This window comes from Janthinobacterium sp. LS2A, assembly GCF_036543145.1.
GTDB classification, from domain to species: Bacteria; Pseudomonadota; Gammaproteobacteria; order Burkholderiales; family Burkholderiaceae_D; genus Janthinobacterium; species Janthinobacterium aestuarii.
Genome location: NZ_JAZHPB010000002.1, coordinates 767,003 through 780,529, shown reverse-complemented (window position 1 = coordinate 780,529; position 13,527 = coordinate 767,003). Strand labels below are relative to the sequence as shown.

12 protein-coding genes are annotated in these 13,527 nt (G+C 60.8%); 9 read left to right on the top strand and 3 right to left on the bottom strand.

Annotated elements, in window-relative coordinates:
• Window positions 1-12: 12 nt before the first annotated feature.
• Complete coding sequence (locus V3C40_RS09335) at window positions 13-1,323, bottom strand: PQQ-dependent sugar dehydrogenase (protein ID WP_331777245.1); 1,311 nt, start codon at window positions 1,321-1,323, stop codon at window positions 13-15.
• A gap of 39 nt (window positions 1,324-1,362) precedes the next feature.
• Window positions 1,363-1,629 (bottom strand): hypothetical protein, encoded by a 267-nt coding sequence (locus V3C40_RS09330; protein WP_070300998.1) that lies wholly within the window; start codon window positions 1,627-1,629, stop codon window positions 1,363-1,365.
• A 262-nt stretch (window positions 1,630-1,891) separates the two neighbouring features.
• Here V3C40_RS09330 and V3C40_RS09325 point away from each other — a divergent pair, with 262 nt between their 5' ends.
• From V3C40_RS09325 to can, 7 genes are all read left to right on the top strand, one after another.
• Window positions 1,892-2,863, top strand: coding sequence for an NAD kinase (locus V3C40_RS09325; protein WP_225242741.1), 972 nt, complete (start codon window positions 1,892-1,894; stop codon window positions 2,861-2,863).
• Between the two features lie 47 nt (window positions 2,864-2,910).
• Window positions 2,911-4,578 carry a DNA repair protein RecN gene (recN, locus tag V3C40_RS09320; RefSeq protein ID WP_331777244.1) on the top strand — a complete coding sequence of 556 codons (1,668 nt, stop codon included), beginning with the start codon at window positions 2,911-2,913 and terminating at the stop codon, window positions 4,576-4,578.
• A 174-nt stretch (window positions 4,579-4,752) separates the two neighbouring features.
• Window positions 4,753-5,862, top strand: a complete 1,110-nt coding sequence (gene hemH / locus V3C40_RS09315; protein WP_331777243.1) for a ferrochelatase — start codon at window positions 4,753-4,755, stop codon at window positions 5,860-5,862.
• A gap of 344 nt (window positions 5,863-6,206) precedes the next feature.
• Window positions 6,207-6,743, top strand: coding sequence for a nucleotide exchange factor GrpE (gene grpE, locus V3C40_RS09310; RefSeq protein WP_331777242.1), 537 nt, complete (start codon window positions 6,207-6,209; stop codon window positions 6,741-6,743).
• Between the two features lie 91 nt (window positions 6,744-6,834).
• Window positions 6,835-8,778, top strand: coding sequence for a molecular chaperone DnaK (dnaK, locus tag V3C40_RS09305; RefSeq protein ID WP_034745982.1), 1,944 nt, complete (start codon window positions 6,835-6,837; stop codon window positions 8,776-8,778).
• A 161-nt stretch (window positions 8,779-8,939) separates the two neighbouring features.
• A complete protein-coding gene (gene dnaJ / locus V3C40_RS09300; protein ID WP_034745985.1) occupies window positions 8,940-10,073 on the top strand; it encodes a molecular chaperone DnaJ in 1,134 nt (377 codons plus the stop codon).
• Window positions 10,074-10,208: 135 nt separating this feature from the next.
• Complete coding sequence (can, locus tag V3C40_RS09295; RefSeq protein WP_034788731.1) at window positions 10,209-10,880, top strand: carbonate dehydratase; 672 nt, start codon at window positions 10,209-10,211, stop codon at window positions 10,878-10,880.
• 18 nt (window positions 10,881-10,898) lie between these two features.
• Here can and V3C40_RS09290 read toward each other — a convergent pair whose 3' ends face one another.
• Complete coding sequence (locus tag V3C40_RS09290; protein ID WP_331777241.1) at window positions 10,899-11,384, bottom strand: tetratricopeptide repeat protein; 486 nt, start codon at window positions 11,382-11,384, stop codon at window positions 10,899-10,901.
• A 211-nt stretch (window positions 11,385-11,595) separates the two neighbouring features.
• Here V3C40_RS09290 and V3C40_RS09285 point away from each other — a divergent pair, with 211 nt between their 5' ends.
• Both V3C40_RS09285 and V3C40_RS09280 read left to right on the top strand, forming a co-directional pair.
• Window positions 11,596-12,480, top strand: a complete 885-nt coding sequence (locus V3C40_RS09285; protein WP_331777240.1) for a TauD/TfdA dioxygenase family protein — start codon at window positions 11,596-11,598, stop codon at window positions 12,478-12,480.
• A gap of 32 nt (window positions 12,481-12,512) precedes the next feature.
• Window positions 12,513-13,526 (top strand): ABC transporter substrate-binding protein, encoded by a 1,014-nt coding sequence (locus tag V3C40_RS09280; RefSeq protein WP_034745994.1) that lies wholly within the window; start codon window positions 12,513-12,515, stop codon window positions 13,524-13,526.
• The last annotated feature ends 1 nt before the right edge of the window (window position 13,527 follow it).

Here is a 13,527-nt window from a genome sequence, read left to right as displayed (position 1 = left end):
GGGCATCGCCGCTCACGGCGCCGGCGTCACGCGCCAGATGACATTGCCCACGTCGTCCGCCACCAGCACCGCCCCCGCCTTGTCGACGGCCACGCCGACGGGGCGCCCCTGCGCCTTGCCATTGCTGTCCAGGAAACCGGCGATGATGTCCTGCGGTGGCCCGCTGGGCACGCCATTCGCGAAGGGCACGAAGATGACTTTATAGCCGCTGAAAGGCTTGCGGTTCCACGAGCCGTGCTGGCCGATGAAGGCGCCGCCCCGGTAGCGTTCGGGCAGCAAGGTGCCGTCATAAAACGCCAGCCCCAGCGAGGCCGTGTGCGCACCCAGCGCGTAGTCGGGCGCGATGGCGGTGGCCACCAGTTCGGGACGTGGCGGCTTGACCCGCGCATCGACGTGCTGGCCGAAATAACTGTAGGGCCAGCCATAGAAGGCGCCGTCCTTGACGGACGTCATGTAGTCGGGCACCAGGTCGTTGCCCAGCTCGTCGCGTTCATTGACGGCCGTCCACAGTGCCCCGCTGTGCGGCTGCCAGGCCATGCCGACGGGGTTGCGCAAACCCGTCGCATACACGCGTGCCTTGCCCGTCGCGCGCGTGACTTGCCAGATGGCGGCGCGGCCGTCTTCGGCCGATAGCCCGTTCTCGCCCACATTGCTGTTGGAGCCGACGGCAACATAGAGAAATTTGCCGTCGGCACTGGCGATGACGTTCTTGGTCCAGTGGTGATTGATGGGTCCGCCCGGCAAATCCACCACCTTGACGCCGGGCGCGGTGATGCTCGTCTGGCCTTCCTTGTAGGGAAAACGCATGAGCGCATCGGCATTGGCGATGTACAGCTCGTTGCCGACCAGCGCCATGCCAAATGGCGAATTCAATCCTTGCAGGAACACGCTGCGCGTTTGCGCCACGCCATTCGCGTCGATGCCGCGCAGCAAGGTGATGCGGTTGGCGCTGGGCGTGGCGGCGCCCGCCTTTTTCATCTGCATCTGCATGATGGCGCCCTTGATGCCCTTGTTATCGTCGGGCTTCGGCGGCGCATTCGTTTCCGCCACCAGCACGTCGCCATTCGGCAGCACGTACAGCCAGCGCGGATGGTCGAGGTCGCGCGCATAGGCATGGATGGCCAGGCCGGGCGCGGCCACGGGGCGCTGTGCCGCCGTCCAGCGCTGCACGGGCGCCACATTGACGGTGGGAATCAGTTGCTTGTCCGGCGCGGGCAGCACGGGTTGCGGGCCGAAGCCGACGGGCATGGCGGGCGCCTGGGCATGGGCGGTAGTGGGGCCGCAGACGGCGGCCAGCAGCAAGGAACAGACGTAACGGTGCATGACGTACTCCATAACGCTAGCAGTGCGTGACAGTTGGAGTCAGCGTGCCTTCTTTGGTTCCAGCTGCGGGTCGGGACGGGCCTGTTTCGGTTCGGTGGGCTTGACCTTTTCCACGCCGGGCTGGGCGCGGCGGTCCGTGTCGACCAGGCCCTGTTCCAGGTCGCTGGCCGCCTGTTGCATGATCTTGCGCGGATGCACGTTTTGCGCATCGGGCGACTCATCGCGCTCGTGCGGCAGACGGTCGACGCCGTCATTCTTGACCTTTTCATCGGTATTGATCTTGCGTTCGCTATGCTGGGTAACCATATGGCCTCCTGACAGTAAAAGTAACGTGAAATCAGTGTCCTGCCGCGGCAGGCCATCTGCAAGCGGATTTGTCCATGCAGGGAGCGCTGGCGCACGCATGGACGATTCTTTTTCTGCGCTACACTGCGTGCAACACCAAGAACGCCCCTTGCGGGCACACGGCAGCCGCACTATACTGTGCATATATACAGTATCATGCGATGCCGGCGTGCGACGCGACAGCCTGGGGCGGTTTGCCACCGAATTCACTACCGAGACTCTTATGCCCGTCGATACACACGCCGAACAGCGCGCCGAACAGCCAGCAGCGACCTTGCCAGCCCCGGGCGAGCGCTTCAACCTGGGCGCCAAGACCATCGCCCTGGTCGTGCGCCAGAATACGGATGGCATTGCCGAACCCGTGAAAAGCATCGTCGATTTCCTGCAAGTGCTGGGCCACACGGTGGTCTTCGAGGCGGAGACGGCCGCGCACCTGAACCTGGCGTTTCCCGGCGTGCGCGCCATGTCGCCGGCCGAGATCGGCGCCGCCGCCGATTGCGCCATCGTCATGGGCGGCGACGGCACCATGCTGGGCATTGCGCGCCAGCTGGCGCCATTTGACGTACCGTTGATCGGTATCAATCAGGGGCGATTGGGTTTCATGACCGACATCCCGCTCGAGCGCATGCTGCCCGTGCTGGCGCAAATTCTCGGCGGCCGATTCAAGGCCGAACGCCGCACCTTGCTCGAAGGCAGCGTGCTGCGCGACGGCGAGTCGATCCACGTGGGCATGGCCGTCAACGATGTCGTCGTCTCGCGCGGCGCCGGCGCCGGCATGGCCGAATTGCGCGTCGAGGTCGATGGCCACTTCATGTACAACCAGCGTTCCGATGGCTTGATCATTTCCACGCCGACAGGCTCGACCGCGTACTCGCTGTCGGCCGGCGGCCCATTGCTACATCCGACCCTGGGCGGCATCGTGCTCGTGCCGATCGCCCCGCATGCGCTGTCGAACCGCCCCATCGTCTTGCCCGATTCCAGCCAGATCGTCGTGGAAATCGTGCGCGGGCGCGATATCAGCGTCAATTTCGACATGCAGACCTTTGCCAGCCTGGTGCAGCAAGACCGCATCCTCATCCGCCGTTCGCCGCACACGATTACCTTCCTGCATCCGGAAGGGTGGAGCTACTACAACACCCTGCGTGAAAAATTGCACTGGAATGAGTACCCGTCGGGCGAGGGCAAGCTCAGCTAAATTTTTCTCCACCTCAACCCGCGGTGCGCCGCCCAACCACAGAAGCCATGCTCCATACACTGTCCATTCGCGATTTTGTCATTGTCGATACCATTGAACTGGAATTTTCCGCCGGCTTCAGCGTGCTGACGGGCGAGACGGGCGCCGGCAAGTCCATCCTCATCGATGCGCTGACCCTGGCGCTGGGCGGGCGCGGCGACGCCAGCGTGGTGCGCGAAGGCGCGGCCAAGGCCGACATCACGGCCGATTTCTCCGTCAGCGAGGTGGCGCAAGCCTGGCTGGTGGCGCATGAATTCGCCAACGACGATGGCGGCGCCCTGCTGCGCCGCGTGATCGATAACGCGGGCCGCTCGAAAGCGTATATCAACGGCATCCCCGCCACGGCCGCGCAGCTGCGCGAACTGGGCGACATGCTGGTCGACATCCACGGCCAGCACGCACACCAGTCCTTGCTGAAAAGCGAAGCGCAGCGCGCCTTGCTCGACGGCCAGGCGACGGCGCGCGAAGCGGGCGCGGAACAGGATGCGCGGCAAGTGGCCGCCCTGCACAAGCGCTGGCGCGCCCTCGTGCGCCAGCGCGAGGAATTCGAAACCAACGCGGCCAATGTGCTGTACGAGCGTGAACGCCTGGAATGGCAAGTGGGAGAGCTGGAAAAACTGGCCGCCAAGCCCGGCGAGTGGACAGAGATCACGAACGAGCACAGCCGTCTGTCGCACGCGGCCAGCCTGCTGGAAGGGGCGCAGGAAGCCTTGTCCCTCATTTCCGAGTCGGAAGACCACCCGATCGTGTCGCAACTGTCGGCCCTGAACCAGAAGCTGGGCAAGCTGGTCTCCGTCGATGCGGAATTGCAGCCGATTGTCGACCTGATCGAATCGTCGCGCATCCAGTTGCAGGAATCCGTTTACGCGCTGAACAATTACCTGGACCGGGTGGAACTGGACCCGGAGCGCCTGCACCAGCTCGATGCGCGCATGGAAGCCATGCACAGTACGGCGCGCAAATTCCGCGTCACGCCGGAAGAATTACCGGAGGAACACGCGAAGCTGTCGGAAAAGCTGCAGCACCTGGCCGACGCTTCCGACATCGAAGGCTTGCTGCGCCAGGAAGCGAAGATCGAGGCCGAGTACCGCGCCGTGGCCGAGCGCCTGTCCGCCACGCGCCACGCGGCCGCCCTGGAACTGGGGCAAGCCGTCACGCGCGCCATGCAGGAACTGAGCATGACGGGCGGCAGTTTTGAAATCGCTCTGCACCCGTGCGAACCGGCCGCCCACGGACTCGAGCAAGTCGAGTTCCTCGTCGCCGGCCATGCGGGCACGGCGCCGCGTTCCCTGGCCAAGGTGGCGTCCGGCGGCGAACTGGCGCGCATCGCGCTGGCCATTTCCGTCATTACCTCGCACGCCACGACCACGCCGACCCTGATCTTCGATGAGGTCGACAGCGGCATCGGCGGCGCCGTCGCCGAAGTCGTCGGGCGTCTATTGAAACGCCTGGGGCAGGGGCGGCAAGTGCTGTGCGTGACCCACTTGCCGCAAGTGGCCAGCCAGGCGAATCAGCATTTCCAGGTGGCAAAAAGTACGCTGGACAATGGCAAGACGGCCTCGCGCATCGACATGCTCGACGCCAAGGCCAGGGTGGAAGAAGTGGCGCGCATGCTGGGCGGCCTGGAAATCACGGCCACCACGCGCAAGCATGCGCGTGAACTGCTCGCGATTTGATTCATGGCTGGGTGCAGACTGGGGTCAGACCCGCCGGGTCTGACCCCAGCCCTTGGCTGTATCCGCGCTGAGCTTGACGTTAGCGGCATTGAGGGTCTGACCCCAGCACTTCGCTATTAACTCAATGCAACTATAATAACTGGCTAATCCATCCAACGCCTTCGAAGAGCCTTCATGTCATTTCAAACAGAACCGCCGTACACGCATGGCAGCATCGACCGCAGCGCCGTGGTGCTCGTCAACCTGGGCACGCCCGATGCACCGACGTCGTCGGCCGTGCGGCGTTACCTGAAGCAATTCTTGTCCGATCCGCGCGTGGTAGAGATTCCCCGCATCGTCTGGTGGTTCATCCTGAACCTGATCATCTTGCCGTTCCGCTCCGGCCAGTCGGCCAAGAAATATGCATCGATCTGGACGCGCGAGGGCTCGCCCCTGAAAGTGCATACGCAAAAGCAGGCCAAGTTGCTGGCCGGCGCCCTGGCCGAGCGCGGCCATGACGGCGTGACGGTGGCGATGGCCATGCGCTACGGTTCGCCTTCCTTGCCGGAAGTGCTGGCCAAGCTGAAAAGCGAAGGCTGCGAGCGCATCGCCATCCTGCCGGCCTATCCGCAATATTCTGGCACGACGACGGGTTCCATCTACGACGCCGTGTTTGCCCATTACGCCACCGTGCGCAATGTGCCGGAATTGCGCTTCATTAAGCAATACCACGAGCACGACACGTATATCGACGCCTTGCGCGATTCCGTACTGAATCATTGGGAAGCGCATGGCCGTCCGGAAAAACTGGTGATGAGTTTTCATGGCGTACCCAAGCGCACCTTGCTGCTGGGCGACCCCTACCACTGCCAATGCCTGAAAACGGCGCGCCTGCTGGCGGAAAAATTAAAATTAATCAAAGAGCAATATGTGGTGACCTTCCAGTCGCGCTTTGGCAAGGCCGAATGGCTGCAGCCGTACACGGCGCCCACCCTGGTGGCGCTGGCCCAGCAAGGTGTCAAGCGCGTCGATCTGCTGTGCCCGGGTTTTACCAGCGATTGCCTGGAAACCTTGGAAGAGATCGCCATGGAAGCGAAGCATGATTTCGAGACGGCCGGCGGCCAGCAGTTTCATTACATCGCTTGCCTGAACGAAACGCCGGCCTGGATTGCGGGCATGGCGGAAATTGCGGAACAGCACATGATTGGCTGGCCGACGATGAAGACGGCGGCGCAGCGCGAAGCGGACAAGAAAGCGGGCGAGCAGGCGCGCACGGCAGCGCTGGCCTTGGGCGCGACGAATTAAGGATTGTAAATTTTTGACAATAAAAAGCCGCGCTTGCGCGGCTTTGTCATGTCTGGCGCGGCCAAGCAGCTTTCCAAATAGCAACACAGCCAGTGGCGATGGCGGCGGCGGGGCTGGTAGAATGCCCGCTTTGCCGTGGGAAGCCTGGAAAATCAAGGGATACGCGCACGGATCGCTGGCCGAAATGGATAGCGTTTTGTAATACGCTGTAACATGGACCGATGTAATTCCGGTTTTGCCACGAATACCCCTTGAAACAATAGGATATAGCCCCATCTGCCCGTTAGTGTTGTAAAGATAGTTAGACTAACTCATTTAAGTCATTGATTGTAGGAGCTTTTCAGATGCAAGATCAGGAAAACCAAGCTGTACCTAATCCGCAAGCGGACGCCGCGGCGACTGCCCCATCGACTCCCGCAGAGCCTACTTTGGAAGAGCAGCTGGCGAGTACCGAAGCGCGTCTTGCAGAGATGCACGATGCCTTCATGCGCGCCAAGGCTGATGGCGAAAATATCCGTCGCCGCGCGCAGGAAGATGTTGCTAAAGCGCATAAATTCGCAGTCGAGAGCTTTGCCGAAGCCATGGTGCCGGTCAAAGACAGCCTGGAAACGGCGCTGACGGTGGAAGTACCGACCATCGAATCGCTGAAAGAAGGCGTCGAGATGACCTTGAAGCAACTGAACGCCGCGTTCGAGCGCAACCGCCTGGTGGAAGTATTGCCAGTGCAGGGCGAAAAGCTCGATCCGATGAAACACCAGGCTGTTGCCGTGGTGCCGGCGGACCAGGAAGCCAATACCATCGTGTCAGTCCTGCAAAAGGGCTATATGATTGCGGACCGCCTGCTGCGTCCAGCCATTGTAACGACCGCGCAAGCAAAATAATCAGAGGGCGGCATCAAGCAAGCCTTGAAACCATGCCGCTTTGCCACATATAAGAACCATCTGAAATCTAGCAAATAAAAGGAAATAAATCATGGGTAGAATTATCGGTATCGATCTGGGAACCACGAATTCCTGCGTTTCCATCATGGAAAACGGTCAACCAAAGGTAATCGAAAACGCTGAAGGCGCACGCACGACGCCGTCGATTATTGCTTATCAAGAAGATGGCGAAATTCTCGTCGGCGCGCCAGCGAAACGCCAGGCCGTGACCAATCCGAAAAACACGCTGTACGCAGTCAAGCGTCTGATCGGTCGCAAGTTCGACGAAAAAGAAGTTCAAAAAGACATCGCGCTGATGCCGTACCAGATCATGAAAGCCGACAACGGCGATGCATGGATCGGCGTACGCGACAAAAAACTGGCTCCGCCGCAAATTTCGGCTGAAGTCCTGCGCAAGATGAAAAAAACGGCAGAAGACTACCTCGGTGAAGAAGTCACCGAAGCCGTCATCACCGTACCTGCGTACTTCAACGACTCGCAGCGTCAAGCCACCAAGGATGCCGGCCGTATCGCTGGCCTGGACGTCAAGCGCATCATCAACGAGCCAACCGCGGCAGCGCTGGCGTTCGGCCTGGACAAGACCGAAAAAGGCGATCGTAAAATCGCCGTGTACGACTTGGGTGGCGGTACGTTCGACGTGTCGATCATCGAAATCGCGGATGTTGATGGCGAGAAACAATTTGAAGTGCTGTCGACCAACGGCGACACCTTCCTGGGCGGCGAAGACTTCGACCAGCGCGTCATCGATTACATCATCGACGAGTTCAAGAAGATCAACGGCATCGACCTGAAAAAAGACCCGATCGCCCTGCAGCGCATCAAGGCTTCGGCCGAGCGCGCGAAGATCGAATTGTCGTCGTCGCAGCAAACCGAAATCAACGAGCCGTACATCGCCATGGCGAACGGTGCGCCGGTCCACTTGAACCTGAAGATGACCCGCGCCAAGCTGGAATCGCTGGTGGAAGAGCTGATCACGGCCACGATGGAGCCATGCCGCATCGCTATCAAGGATGCAGGCGTGAAAGTGTCGGACATCGATGACATCATCCTGGTCGGCGGTATGACCCGTATGCCGAAGGTGCAGGAAAAAGTGAAGGAATTCTTCGGCAAGGATCCACGCAAGGACGTGAACCCGGACGAAGCCGTCGCCGTGGGCGCAGCGATTCAAGGTTCGGTCCTGTCGGGCGAACGCAAGGATTTGCTGTTGCTGGACGTTACTCCTCTGTCCCTGGGTATCGAAACCCTGGGCGGCGTGATGACCAAGATGATCCACAAAAACACGACGATTCCGACCAAGTTCAGCCAAGTGTTCTCGACGGCCGACGACAACCAGCCTGCGGTGACCATCAAGGTCTTCCAGGGTGAGCGCGAAATCGCCGCTGGCAACAAGGGCCTGGGCGAATTCAATCTGGAAGGCATCCCGCCAGCATCGCGCGGCACGCCACAGATCGAAGTGACCTTCGACATCGACGCCAACGGCATCTTGCATGTCGGCGCGAAAGACAAGGCCACCGGCAAGGAAAACAAGATCACGATCAAGGCCAATTCCGGCTTGACCGAGGCTGAAATCCAGAAGATGGTCAAGGATGCCGAGCTGAACGCGGAAGAAGACAAAAAGGTCAAAGAATTGGCCGAGTCGCGCAACCAGGCCGATGCTCTGGTACACTCGACCCGGAAATCCTTGACCGAATACGGCGACAAGCTGGATGCGGGCGAGAAAGAGAAGATCGAAGCGGCGATCACCGACCTGGAAGCAAGCATCAAGGCGGGCGACAAGGCTGAGATCGACGCCAAGGTGGAAGCACTGTCGAGCGCATCGCAGAAACTGGGCGAAAAAATGTATGCCGACATGCAAGCGCAGCAAGCTGCCGGCGGCGCGGAAGGTGCACAGCAAGCTGCTGGCGCATCGGACGCAGGCGCCAAGCAAGACGACGTTGTTGACGCTGACTTCAAAGAAGTCAAAGACAGCAAGTAATTGTCTTGCGCTCCCATGAACTGGGGGCAGCCGGGCTGAACGCTACATCGCGGGATTAGCCGCGAAGACCGGCCGAGCCGAGTCGTTGCCCAGTGCAGCACTCGACTCGGCTTTTTCGTGTAATTTTTACATCAGTAGATAGACTGCAAGGTGCCGACAACATGGCAAAGCGTGATTTTTACGAGACACTCGGTGTCGCAAAAAATGCTTCGGAAGAAGAGATCAAAAAGTCTTACCGTAAACTGGCGATGAAATACCATCCGGACCGCAATCCGGATAGCAAGGAATCGGAAGAAAAGTTTAAGGAAGTCAAAGAAGCCTACGAGATGCTGACCAATCCGGAAAAGCGCGATGCGTATGACCGTTATGGTCACGCTGGCGTGGACCCGAACATGGGCGGCGGTGGCGGCTTCGGCGGCGGTGCTGGCGGCTTTGCCGACAGCTTCGGCGATATCTTCGGCGACATCTTTGGCGGTGGCGGTGGACGCAGCCGCAATGCGGGGCCACAGGTGTACCGTGGCGCCGACTTGCGCTACAACCTGGAAATTACACTGGAGCAAGCTGCTCACGGCTTCGACACGACCATCCGCGTGCCGAGCTGGGACAAGTGCGATACCTGCCACGGCAGCGGCGCCAAGCCGGGCACGTCGCCCACCACCTGCGGTACCTGCGGTGGCCACGGCCAGGTGCGCATGCAGCAAGGTTTCTTCAGCATCCAGCAAACCTGCCCGAAATGCCATGGCAGCGGCAAGGTCATCACCGACCCGTGCACGCCGTGCGGCGGCGCCGGTCGCATCAAGCGCAACAAGACGCTGGAAGTGAAAATTCCAGTCGGTATCGACAACGGCATGCGTATCCGTTCGTCCGGCAACGGCGAACCGGGCACGAATGGCGGTCCGTCGGGCGACCTGTATGTGGAAATCCACATCAAGCCGCACGCCGTATTCCAGCGCGAAGGCGACGACCTGCATTGCGAAATGCCGATCTCGTTCACCAAGGCAGCTTTGGGTGGCGAAATCGAAGTGCCTACCCTGAACGGCAAAGTGTCGTTCACGATCCCGGAAGGCACCCAGTCGGGCAAGACTTTCCGCCTGAAAGGCAAGGGCATCAAGGGTGTGCGCTCCGGTTACGCGGGCGACCTGTTCTGCCACGTGGCCATCGAAACGCCCGTGAAATTGACGGAAAAACAGAAAGACCTGCTGCGCGACTTTGAAAAGTCGACGACCGAGGGCGGTGCCAAGCACAGTCCGCAAAGCAAGACCTGGAAAGACAAGGTCAAGGATTTTTTTGAATAAGCACACGTAATACCATGCGCCGGGATGCTTCAACATCCCGGCGTTTTTTTCATCACGACTGAGCAATGTGCGGTATCGCCGGCCTATGGGCGCGATTTGCCGCCAATTCAGTCGTACGTACACAATGGGAGCGATATGACCGAACAGAAAAATGGCCCGGCCCTGGCGGAACTGCTGCAGCGTAACCGCCGCTGGGCCGACTCGATGGTGGCGAAAGACCCGAACTTCTTCAAGAACCTGGAAGCGCAAACGTCGCCCGAATACCTGTGGATCGGCTGTTCCGACAGCCGCGTGCCCGCGAATGAACTGCTGGGCATGGCGCCTGGCGACGTGTTTGTGCACCGTAATATCGCCAATGTGGTCGTGCATTCCGACCTCAATTGCCTGTCCGTCCTGCAATTTGCCGTGGACGTGCTGAAAGTCAAACATATCATCATCGTCGGCCATTACGGCTGCAAGGGCGTGCATGCTGCCATGACGGGCACGCGCATCGGCCTGGTCGACAACTGGCTGCGCCACGTGCAGGACGTGGGCCAGAAGCACGAGCGCTACCTGGGCGACGTGCTGACGAGCCGCCAGCGCGGCGACCGCCTGTGCGAACTGAACGTGGTCGAACAAGTCTTGAACGTGTGCCAGACCACTGTCGTGCAAGATGCGTGGGAACGGGGCCAGGAACTCAGCGTGCACGGCTGGGTCTATGGCTTGAAGGACGGCTTGCTGAACGACCTGGAAGTGACCGTCACGGCCGGCCACGAACTGGCGCCGCGCATGGCGACGCGCCTGGCCCGTTACGAAGCGATCGCGTAATCGATGCTGGCGCCGTGCCTACGGCGCCGCATTGTCCAGGCGGCTCAGGTAATCGGCCGCCTCCCGCACGCCCTCCTGCGCCGCCTGGCGCAACCAGGTTTTGGCCTGGGGAATGTCTTGCGGCGTACCCCGGCCTTCGGCCAGCGCCACGCCATAGTGGTAGCGCGCCAGCCGAGCATAGGCGGCGTCATCATTCGTATGTGCGCCGCGCCGCATCAGCGCCGTCGCCTGTTGCAAGTCCTTGGTCACGCCTATGCCCGTCTCATACAACTGGGCCAGCCAAATCATCGAATACACATCGTTCCAGCGCCGGATGCAATCTTCAAAGATGGCGACGGCGGCCGCATGGTCGCCCGTCTTGTCGGCCGCATAGCCGTACAAACACTTGATGCGCTTGTCGCTGTGCACATAGGCTTTGTAGCTGAGATCGCTTTCACCCTCACTATCCTGCGCGTGGACGATAGCAGGGAACAGCAAGGCGAGCAGCAGGGCGTAGGTGGGCATGGATTTCCTGGTCTATGGTTGAGAATTGGTAGGTAAGCAAATTGCGTGCTTGCCCCATTCCCGGGCAACGCTCCTGCCGCTGCGCCATTGCGTGACAGTGCCTGTTGCAGCGTGGCGCAACGCGCCGCGCATATCCATATAGTAAATGCTTCGTTTGCAAGCAAGGCTGGTCGGCATACAGTGGACTTCCCCAGACTTTTGGCGAACTCCCATGTCGGCCGTCCTGAAACCCGTGCAATCCACCAGCCACTTCCATATCGAGACTTTCGATGCGCCGCTCGGCGCGCAAGTGCTGGGTCTGGACCTGGCGCAGCCGCTGTCGCAGGGCGATTTCCAGCGCCTGCACCACGCCCATCTCGACCATCACGTGCTGGTGTTTCGCGACCAGCGCATCACGCCGCAGCAGCAAGTCGATTTCAGCCGCCGTTTCGGCCCCTTACAAATCCACGTGCTGCGCCAGTTCCAGCTGCCATCGCAGCCGGAAGTGCTGATCATCTCGAATATCGTCGAAAACGGCCAGCCCATCGGCCTCGGCGATGCCGGCCATTTCTGGCACTCGGACTTGTCGTACAAGGAAGTGCCCAGCCTCGGCTCCATGCTGCACGCGCAAGAGTTGCCGGACGAGGGCGGCGATACGGTGTTCGCGAACATGCACCTGGCGTGGGAGAGCTTGCCGGCCGCGCTGCGCCACGCCGTGCGCGGCGCCCGTGCCGAGCACAGCTACCTGAGCCAGTACGAGGAATTGCGCCGCCGCAACCCATGGCGGCCCGCGCTGACGCAGGCGCAGATCGATGAAGTCAAACCCGTTACCCATCCCGTCGTGCGCGTGCATCCGGAAACGGGACGCCGCGCCCTGTTTGTCAGCGAACATTTCACCACGCGCATCGTCGGCTTGCCCGACGATGAAAGCCGCGCCCTGCTCGAGGAACTGTTTGCCCACGGCGTGCGCCCCGAGCACCTGTATGTGCATCGCTGGCAACCGCACGACTTGGTGTTCTGGGACAACCGTTCCCTGATGCATCTGGCGACGGGCTGCCCACCCGAGCAGCGCCGCAAGCTCTACCGCACGACCATCGAAGGCGATGCGCCGTACTGATTTTTTTGAACGTAGTTGACCAAGGAGTGTCCATGTTGCCGATCTTGACCTTTACCCGCCGCCTGCTCGCCACCATCGCCGTGCTGTGCATGGCCATGCCCATGGCCCGGGCCGAAGGGCAGATCCGCATCGCGGGCCAGCACGGCATCACTTTTCTTTTGCTCAATATCGCGCAGGAACAAAAGCTGATTGAAAAGCATGGCAAGCAGCAGGGCGTCGAGGTGAAAGTTGAGTGGATCACCCTGTCCGGCGGCCCGGCCATCAACGATGCTTTGTTGTCGGGCAATATCGATATCGCAGGGGCGGGCCTGGGTCCGCTGTTGACCATCTGGGACCGCACGAAAGGCCGGCAGAACGTGCGCGGCGTGGCTTCGCTGGGCAACTTCCCCTACTATTTGGTCAGCAATAATCCCAAGGTAAAAAGCCTGGCGGACTTGACGGACAAGGACCGCATCGCCTTGCCGGCCGTCTCCGTTTCCGTGCAAGCGCGCATCCTGCAAATGGCCGTGGCGAAACAGTGGGGCGACAAGGAATTTGCCCGCCTCGACAAGATCACGCAAACCCTGCCGCACCCGGATGCGGCGGCTGCCATCATCGCCGGCGGCACGGAGCTCAGCGGCCACTTCGGCAATTCGCCATTTCAGGAGCAGGAACTGGCGCAAAACCCGAACGCGCACATCATCCTGAACTCGTACGACGTGCAAGGCGGACCGAGCTCGTCGACCCTGCTGTATGCGACGGAAAAGTACCGCAAGGACAATCCGAAAACCTACCGCGCCTTCATCGCCGCGCTGGCGGAAGCGGCGCAGTATGCGAGCAGCAACCCGCAAGGCGCGGCCGACATCTATATCAAGGTGAATAAAAGCAAGGTGGACCGCAATCTGCTGCTGAAAATCTTTGCCAACCCGCAAGTGCAATTCAAGATCGCGCCGCAAAACACCTATGGCCTGGCGCAATTCCTGCACCGCGTAAGCGCCATCCGCAACCTGCCCGGCAGCTGGCGTGATTATTTCTTTGACGACCCTGCCATCACACAAGGAGGCTGAC

Coding starts and splice junctions, on each gene's coding strand:
- hemH (WP_331777243.1), top strand. CDS start 4,753: ATGTCATTTCAAACAGAACCGCCGTACACGCATGGCAGCATCGACCGC.
- can (WP_034788731.1), top strand. CDS start 10,209: ATGACCGAACAGAAAAATGGCCCGGCCCTGGCGGAACTGCTGCAGCGT.
- dnaK (WP_034745982.1), top strand. CDS start 6,835: ATGGGTAGAATTATCGGTATCGATCTGGGAACCACGAATTCCTGCGTT.
- V3C40_RS09290 (WP_331777241.1), bottom strand. CDS start 11,384: ATGCCCACCTACGCCCTGCTGCTCGCCTTGCTGTTCCCTGCTATCGTC.
- V3C40_RS09280 (WP_034745994.1), top strand. CDS start 12,513: ATGTTGCCGATCTTGACCTTTACCCGCCGCCTGCTCGCCACCATCGCC.
- grpE (WP_331777242.1), top strand. CDS start 6,207: ATGCAAGATCAGGAAAACCAAGCTGTACCTAATCCGCAAGCGGACGCC.
- V3C40_RS09325 (WP_225242741.1), top strand. CDS start 1,892: ATGCCCGTCGATACACACGCCGAACAGCGCGCCGAACAGCCAGCAGCG.
- V3C40_RS09335 (WP_331777245.1), bottom strand. CDS start 1,323: ATGCACCGTTACGTCTGTTCCTTGCTGCTGGCCGCCGTCTGCGGCCCC.
- V3C40_RS09285 (WP_331777240.1), top strand. CDS start 11,596: ATGTCGGCCGTCCTGAAACCCGTGCAATCCACCAGCCACTTCCATATC.
- dnaJ (WP_034745985.1), top strand. CDS start 8,940: ATGGCAAAGCGTGATTTTTACGAGACACTCGGTGTCGCAAAAAATGCT.
- recN (WP_331777244.1), top strand. CDS start 2,911: ATGCTCCATACACTGTCCATTCGCGATTTTGTCATTGTCGATACCATT.
- V3C40_RS09330 (WP_070300998.1), bottom strand. CDS start 1,629: ATGGTTACCCAGCATAGCGAACGCAAGATCAATACCGATGAAAAGGTC.